Raw genomic sequence first — 7,240 nt, 5'->3', positions numbered from 1 at the left:
GATGGCGTTCTGGAAATCTAACCGCCTAGGCTGACACAGAATTTTGAACGCCCTCGAAAAACATTTTGAACACTGCCCAAAAAATGTACTTAATTGTAAGGGCCTCTGATATTTGCTCAATGATTGAAATCGCACTGCATTTCAGACCTTAGCAAAAAATTATCAGTTTAAAAATTATTACAGCCTATGCGTCAATATCTGGTGAAATATGCAACCTATGCCGCTTTTCGTTTGCAATACATGGACCCATTGACCACTTAATCAATTGATATAATCTGATCCGCCTTTGCAGCATATGGCGCAACTCGCACCATCGCCAGTCGCCGAGAGTCGCTGCCAGTGGTATGTTATATAAGATACGCTACATTAACAGAGAGATACCATGAAGCCAGCTGTCATCGATGCACGCATTACCCCGGAAGGTCGTCTGGATGTGTTGTCCAAGGTCGAGGTTGGCAAGCTGCTGGATACCAGCCAGGGCGGGCTATACAACATCTTCCGCAACTGTTCGCTGGCGGTGCTCAATTGCGGCAACCAGATGGATGACGGCAAGCAGCTGCTGGAGCGCTATAAGAGCTTTGACATTCGCGTGGTGCAACAGGCCCGCGGCATCAAGCTGGAGGTGAAAAACGCGCCGGTCAATGCCTTTGTCGACGGGGTGATGATCCGCGGCATTAGTGAGCACCTGTTTTCGGTGCTGCGCGATGTGATCTATGTCAGTGATGAGATCAACGATAATCCGAAGTTTGATATGGACTGCTCCGACGGCATCACCAACGCCGTGTTTCATATCCTGCGCAATGCCAATATCCTGCGGCCCAACACCAACCCCAATCTGGTGGTGTGCTGGGGCGGACATTCGATTACCCGCAAGGAATACGATTACACCAAGGAGGTGGGCCATGAGCTGGGCCTGCGCGGTCTAGACATCTGTACCGGCTGCGGCCCTGGCGCCATGAAGGGCCCCATGAAGGGCGCGACCATCGGCCATGCCAAGCAGCGGCTTGATGACGGCCAGTACCTCGGCATCTCCGAGCCGGGCATCATCGCCGCCGAATCCCCCAACCCTATCGTCAATGATCTGGTGATTATGCCGGACATCGAAAAACGGCTTGAGGCCTTTGTGCGCACCGGGCATGGCATCGTGGTGTTTCCCGGCGGCGCCGGTACCACGGAAGAGCTGCTGTATCTGCTGGGTATTCTGCTGCACCCCGCCAACAAGGATCTCCCCTTTCCCCTCATCCTCACCGGGCCGGCGAGTGCCGAGGCATTTTTTATCGGCGTCAATCAGTTCATTGCCGACACCCTCGGCATCGAGGCGCAACAGCGTTACAAGGTGATCATCAATGATCCCGCCCGCGTGGCGCGCGAGATGCACGCCGGCATTCAGGAGGTGCGCGATTTTCGCCGCACCCATGGCGATGCCTATTATTTCAACTGGCTGCTGAAGATCGACAAGGACTTCCAGCAGCCGTTTGAACCGACGCATGACAATATGCGCAATCTTGTGCTGCACAAGAGCCTGCCGAACCATACCCTGGCGGCCAACCTGCGGCGTGCCTTCTCCGGAATTGTCGCCGGCAATGTGAAAGACGACGGTATCCGCGCCGTGGAACAGCATGGGCTGTTCGAGATTCATGGCGATGCCGACATTATGGAGCCCGTCGATGCCCTGCTGGCCTCTTTCGTCGAGCAACACCGCATGAAACTGCCCGGTACCCAATATGTGCCGTGTTATCGCATCATAAAATAGCGGCCTCACGCATTGCACCCATAAAAAAACCCTGGACCCACCTGGCCCAGGGTTTTTTATTAAAGACATACTTCCCGTTACTGCGGCTCAGTGAAACGCGGAGGTCTCCTCCATGCTCAACATCTCTTCGCCTTCCTCTGCCTCACCCTCAGTGAATCCCGCCGCACCGGCGATGGCGCTCAGCAGCACATCACTGGGCCCACCCCCATCAATCGCGGCGGCCTGGGTTGCCTGCTGCTGCGTCTGTGTTTCACTGAGCGTTTCCGATTCCAGCTGAATCCGTCCTTCATTTTGCGTTTCAATAGTGATTCTCATCGCTTATTCCTCCTTAAGATTACCAGCCCAGAATGGCGTAGCGTGCCTCGATGTTGACCGCCTGATTGGTCAGGTTTTTCACCGTGATCCAGTAGGTAATATGCTGGTCACTGGCGCGTTCCACCTGCACATCAAAATCGATCTGTGGTCCGCCGGATCGTGGCGTCAGTGGCACAACATTCCACACCACATGCCAATGCTCGGGCCAGCTGTGGGTAAACCATCGCTGGGTCGCATTCGCCGCCACCGGCCCCGTGAATTGCACCCCGATCCATTTATTCTCATACAACGCCGACTGCACGAGCTGGCGCAGGTTGGGGCGTCTACCGATACGCTGTGTACTGGGCCGACCCGTCGCGCTGGTCTGCGCGCTGCCGGTACTGCGCAACAGACTGCGCGCCCGCGCCGGACTCAGTACCGGACGGCGCCGCGCCTTGAGTACCCCCTGTACGCAGGCCAGTGCGCCTACCACGATGGGCGATGCGCTCGAGGTGCCGCTGAAGCGATCGGTATACCAGAGGTCTTCATTGCTGCCGCCCTGCAGATCCCCGTAACCGGTGGTCGTGACCTCACGCCCCCAGCCCTGGGCGTCCACCGCCGAACCGTAATTGGAAAAATCCAGGCGGGAGCGGTCGGGGCCGTGATTGCGACCGTGAGTGCCGGGCGGCGGGGCGCCCGCGCCCACCAGGATGGCGCCGGAGTCGGCCGCACTGCGGTTGAAGGGGTTGCGCCAGCTGTTCGGAAAGCCGGCCGGCCGCGTATTGTAGATGGAGGCATTCAGATTTTCCGCGCCATTGCCCGCGGCACCCACCACGATCATGCCCATGGTGACGGCATAACGGACAGCGGCAAAATCATCCGGCCACCACTCGATCGCAATATAGCCCTTTTGATCGCTGCGACCCTGAAAATTAAAACGTGGCCCGGGGCGATGCAATTCCAGCAGGATGATGTCGCCCTTTCTGGAGACCTGTGCCGCGCGTCGAATCGCCCCCGCCGTGCCCATGCCGCCAAAAATGGAAATGCCGCGTATCCGCGCATCGGGGGCAATGCCGGTAATACCAAAACTGTTTCGATCACCGCTGAGCACGCCGATGACGGCCGTGCCGTGATTGCGCCAGCCCATATCGCTTGACGGTGTACCGCCGACCACGCCCCCCTGATTGACGCGCAGATCTTCATGCGTAAAGCGCCAGGCACCCTCGATATCGCAGATACCGACACCTGCGCCGCGCCCACCGCTGAGTGTCGCGGCATAGTATGCATCGATGCCCGCCGGCGCAGGACCGAGGTAGGCCTGGCGTGCCGTGAAATTGATGGTGGCCGGTTCGGCCTCCTCCGCAATGGAACTCATCATGTTGATAAACTCCGGGGCCTCCTCCGCCATGGATTCGGCGCGCGTCTCACTGGGGGTCGCCGGTGGTTTTACATAGGCGGCCTCCACGGCTCCGCAACCGCACAGTTTCGCGGCCAGTGCCTCCAGTTTGTCTTCCGGTGCCTCCACCTTGTAGTACAGCGACAGGTCGGGCAGCTCAGCCATCATTGCCTCGTCGAGGGTCGCTGCTGCGGCCATTGAGCTCATCTCCTGCTGCAACTGTTCTTCGCTGTCACCAAACAGCGGCGCCATGGTGATCCCTTCCTTGCTCAAGATCGCGCTCAGGTCCTTGACGTCGGCCCCCGACAGCGAGCTCACCGTAGTCTGATGCGAGCGCAGCTCCGCTCCCTTCTTCGCCATTACAATGAGTTCGCTGGGCGGTAATTCATAAGAGTGCTCGGCAAACGCCGAGCCTTTTTCCGCTGACTTCTTTCTCGCCATGATCGTGTCCTCCTGACAGTGGTTTAAGGTAAAGAGGCAGGTTCTGCCTCGGGTTTACAATACGCCGCCCTGACGGCGGGCAGTTGGTCAAGCACCGTGGCAATACGCTGGCACTCTTCCCAATTTCCGGCTTCAATCACAAAAAAATAATTTTCGGCCTTTCCTTTTTCGTGACCTGGTTGCTGGTTTGAATATTGAGGCTTGATGATGACGTGTAACGCATCGATGGTGGTCGTCAGTTGCCTGACCATGGGGGCGGATTGATCCTGCACCTGAAACTGATGCGCGACCTCCGGGCTTAATTCAATGATAACTTCCATGTTATTTTGTGCGCTCCCGATGCACTCCTGTGCATTTCTAGTCCATTCCGATTGTGGGTATGCACGTCAGTACAAGCCTGACGCAGTAATCCTTTTCGGTAAGTGTTTTGCAAGGCTAGAGATATAGTAGAGGAAAATGCGCTCGTCAATGGCGCGGGATTATTACCCAATCACAAACGGCTTGCATGAGGGACGGGGTGTTATGACCCGGGTTGGCGATGTAAAAATCTAGACGCCGTAACGCAGGCGATACCACAGCATACCCACCCACTCGTGGAAGACCATGCTGGTCTGATGCAGTGCCCTGGCGCTGGGCAGAAAGGCCGACAGCTCCAGTTCGCGTTGACTGCTACCGCCGAAGGCGGTGGGGGCGGGATGCACGATGATCCCGAACTTCTCGAAGGATTTTACGCTGCGCGGCATGTGCAGGGCATGGGTGACCAGGTAGATCGAGGTGATGCCTTCTGCCTTTAAGATGTCGCTCGCGTATTTTGCATTTTCATAGGTGGTGTGGCTCTGCGTTTCGTGCCAGCGCACGGCCAGGGCATATTCCTCTTCGATGAGTTGCTGCATCATCTGTGCCTCGGACGGATGTTCGTCATCACCCAGACCGCCGCTTACCAATACCGGTAACAGGCTGCGGCGCGCCAGCCAGACCCCGTAACGTATCCGTTCCAGCGCCATCGCATTGGGTATGTCGCCGCCATATTCGGGACTGTCGTGACGCCGACCCGCACCCAGAATCACGATCGCCTGCGGGGGCTGTTCTGTCGTCTCGCTGACTACCTTCGGTGAGAGGGCAGTTACGGGCTCCAGCCAGGACAACAATAGCGTGGCACTGATGGGCAGACTGACGAGATACAGCAAGGCAAGACTACTTAATGCTATATGGCGTCCGCTGCGCGGGTAGCGCGGCATCAGCAGCAGGCCCAGCAGGGCTGCAATAATAAAACCACCCGGCGGTAAAATGAGTTGTTCCAGCACACCGCCGATGCCCACCGCCATGCTTATGCTTCCGTGCGCCCGCTACCGTGAGCGGCAACCGCATTGGCCAGCGTGGCGAATTCCTGCAGGCTCAGGGTCTCTGCCCGTCGCTGCGGATCGATGCCCACCGCCTCCATCCGCTCTGCGCTGATCATCGGCTTGAGGGTATTGCGCAGGGTTTTGCGGCGCTGGGAAAAGGCCTGCGTCACCAGCGTCTCGAACACCCTTGTGTTATCCACGGCCACCGGCGGCTGTTGATACGGCACCAGTCGCACCACCGCGGAATGGACCTTGGGCGCCGGAGAAAAGGATTCCGGCGGCACATCCATCAGCGACTCAACCCGACAGTGGTACTGCATGGCGACACTTAGCCGGCCGTAGCTTTTGGTGTTTGGCGTGGCGGCGAGCCGGTCTACCACCTCCTTCTGTAACATGAAGTGCATGTCCTTAATCACTTCATGCCGTTCCAGCAGATGAAACATCAGCGGCGTGGAAATGTTGTAGGGCAGATTGCCGACGATGCGTAAGGGACGGCCATCGCCCGCCAGCGAGGCGAAATCAAAGCGCAGGGCATCAATCGCATGGATCTGCAGCTGACCCTTGTCACGACAGTTTGCCGCCAGTTTGGGAATGATGTCCCGGTCCAGTTCGATGGCATCCATCGCCGTTACGCAGGGCAACAACGCCTCGGTCAGCACGCCCAGGCCGGGGCCGATCTCCACCAGGTGATCGTCGGTCTGCGGATGGATGGCGGCCACAATGCCCGCCACGATATACGGGTCCACCAGAAAGTTCTGCCCGAAACGCTTGCGGGCGCGATGCGTGGCGGGGCCGGTGGATGGCTTGTTGGAAGAACCCTTCATGCGACGGGGTGTGCCTGCGGATTATTTGTCTCCGTCATCGTGGTTTGATCCGTCTCTGGTTTATCATCTGGTTACTGTTCGGGTTACTGTTCTGGTTTATCTTCTGATTTATGTTCTGCCTGATGCGACAAGACATGCGTCACCATCTCGCTGGCGATGCGCAGGGCATACAAGAAACTATCTGCTTTGGCCTGGCCGGTGCCTGCCAGGGATAGCGCCGTGCCATGATCCACCGAGGTGCGAATAATGGGCAGGCCGAGGGTGATGTTCACCGCCTCACCAAAACCCATGTGCTTGAGCACCGGCAGTCCCTGATCGTGATACATCGCCAGCACCGCATCCGCGCGCGCCAGATTGTTAACCGTAAATAGTGTGTCTGCCGACAGCGGGCCTTCGATACTGCCCGGCCGCGCCTGCTGGGCGATGCGTGCGCGCACGGCATCCAGCGCCGGCGTGATCACCTCGATCTCCTCGCGCCCCAGATGGCCGTCTTCTCCGGCGTGCGGGTTCAGGCCGCAGACCAGAATGCGGGGGGCATCAATCCCCAGCCGGGTCTGTAGTTCACGATATAGAATCTCCAGCACCTCGGTCAGCCGTTGCGGGGTGATCGCGGCCGGCACCGCGGTCAGCGGCAGGTGGGTGGTCACCAGCGCGACACGCAGGCCTTCGGTGGCGAGCATCATCACCGGATGCCCGCCGGTGCGTTGGGCCAGGTATTCGGTGTGCCCGGAAAAGGCGATGCCGGCCTCATTGATCACAGCCTTGTGTACCGGCCCGGTGACCAGCGCATCAAACACGCCGCGTTGACAGCCATCGATCGCCGCATCAATCGTCTGCAGCACATAGGGGGCATTCAGCGGATTGAGGACACCGGCCTGCACCGGAGCGGCGAGGGCGATATCCCAGACCAGCAGGCGGCCGGCGCGGTGCGGTGCGCGCGGCTGGTGCTGCATTTCTGCAAACGGAATAATCTCCAGCGGCAGGCGCAGGGCGGCAGCGCGCTCGGCCAGCAGGCGCGCATCGGCGATGACCACCAGCGCAAAGGCGTGATCCTGTTGCGCCAGTTGCACGCACAGGTCCGGCCCGATGCCGGCGGGTTCGCCGGCGGTGATCACCAGTCGCTGTATGAATCGATTCATCGCTGCCTGTATCGTGGGGATGGTCAATTGTGTGGTTGTCGCCGTGGTCC

The 7,240-nt window shown here is 58.7% G+C and carries 7 protein-coding genes; 1 reads left to right on the top strand and 6 read right to left on the bottom strand.

The window, feature by feature from the left end; translation table 11 throughout:
* Window positions 1-382: 382 nt before the first annotated feature.
* Window positions 383-1,753 (top strand): nucleotide 5'-monophosphate nucleosidase PpnN, encoded by a 1,371-nt coding sequence (gene ppnN, locus RRB22_12560; GenBank protein ID MDT8385237.1) that lies wholly within the window; start codon window positions 383-385, stop codon window positions 1,751-1,753.
* A gap of 87 nt (window positions 1,754-1,840) precedes the next feature.
* On the opposite strand, the gene RRB22_12555 is transcribed toward ppnN, so the two are convergent.
* From RRB22_12555 to pdxA, 6 genes are all read right to left on the bottom strand, one after another.
* Complete coding sequence (locus RRB22_12555) at window positions 1,841-2,068, bottom strand: hypothetical protein (GenBank protein MDT8385236.1); 228 nt, start codon at window positions 2,066-2,068, stop codon at window positions 1,841-1,843.
* 19 nt (window positions 2,069-2,087) lie between these two features.
* Window positions 2,088-3,884, bottom strand: a complete 1,797-nt coding sequence (locus tag RRB22_12550) for a S8 family peptidase (GenBank protein MDT8385235.1) — start codon at window positions 3,882-3,884, stop codon at window positions 2,088-2,090.
* Between the two features lie 23 nt (window positions 3,885-3,907).
* Complete coding sequence (locus tag RRB22_12545) at window positions 3,908-4,204, bottom strand: hypothetical protein (GenBank protein MDT8385234.1); 297 nt, start codon at window positions 4,202-4,204, stop codon at window positions 3,908-3,910.
* 228 nt (window positions 4,205-4,432) lie between these two features.
* Window positions 4,433-5,209, bottom strand: a complete 777-nt coding sequence (locus RRB22_12540) for a YdcF family protein (protein ID MDT8385233.1) — start codon at window positions 5,207-5,209, stop codon at window positions 4,433-4,435.
* A 2-nt stretch (window positions 5,210-5,211) separates the two neighbouring features.
* Window positions 5,212-6,051: a 16S rRNA (adenine(1518)-N(6)/adenine(1519)-N(6))-dimethyltransferase RsmA gene (gene rsmA, locus RRB22_12535; protein ID MDT8385232.1), complete on the bottom strand. Its 840-nt coding sequence runs from the start codon at window positions 6,049-6,051 to the stop codon at window positions 5,212-5,214.
* Between the two features lie 83 nt (window positions 6,052-6,134).
* Window positions 6,135-7,190, bottom strand: a complete 1,056-nt coding sequence (pdxA, locus tag RRB22_12530; protein MDT8385231.1) for a 4-hydroxythreonine-4-phosphate dehydrogenase PdxA — start codon at window positions 7,188-7,190, stop codon at window positions 6,135-6,137.
* Between the last annotated feature and the right edge of the window lie 50 nt (window positions 7,191-7,240).

It is taken from the genome of Gammaproteobacteria bacterium, assembly GCA_032250735.1.
Taxonomy (GTDB): Bacteria; Pseudomonadota; Gammaproteobacteria; order SZUA-152; family SZUA-152; genus SZUA-152.
The sequence above is the reverse complement of the archived record's forward strand: the minus strand, read 5'-3'. Positions and strand labels throughout refer to the sequence as shown.

What these genes read in the sequence shown, in the direction of transcription:
- RRB22_12545 (MDT8385234.1), bottom strand. Translation starts at nt 4,204, where the DNA reads ATGGAAGTTATCATTGAATTAAGCCCGGAGGTCGCGCATCAGTTTCAG.
- pdxA (MDT8385231.1), bottom strand. Translation starts at nt 7,190, where the DNA reads ATGAATCGATTCATACAGCGACTGGTGATCACCGCCGGCGAACCCGCC.
- ppnN (MDT8385237.1), top strand. Translation starts at nt 383, where the DNA reads ATGAAGCCAGCTGTCATCGATGCACGCATTACCCCGGAAGGTCGTCTG.
- RRB22_12555 (MDT8385236.1), bottom strand. Translation starts at nt 2,068, where the DNA reads ATGAGAATCACTATTGAAACGCAAAATGAAGGACGGATTCAGCTGGAA.
- rsmA (MDT8385232.1), bottom strand. Translation starts at nt 6,051, where the DNA reads ATGAAGGGTTCTTCCAACAAGCCATCCACCGGCCCCGCCACGCATCGC.
- RRB22_12550 (MDT8385235.1), bottom strand. Translation starts at nt 3,884, where the DNA reads ATGGCGAGAAAGAAGTCAGCGGAAAAAGGCTCGGCGTTTGCCGAGCAC.
- RRB22_12540 (MDT8385233.1), bottom strand. Translation starts at nt 5,209, where the DNA reads ATGGCGGTGGGCATCGGCGGTGTGCTGGAACAACTCATTTTACCGCCG.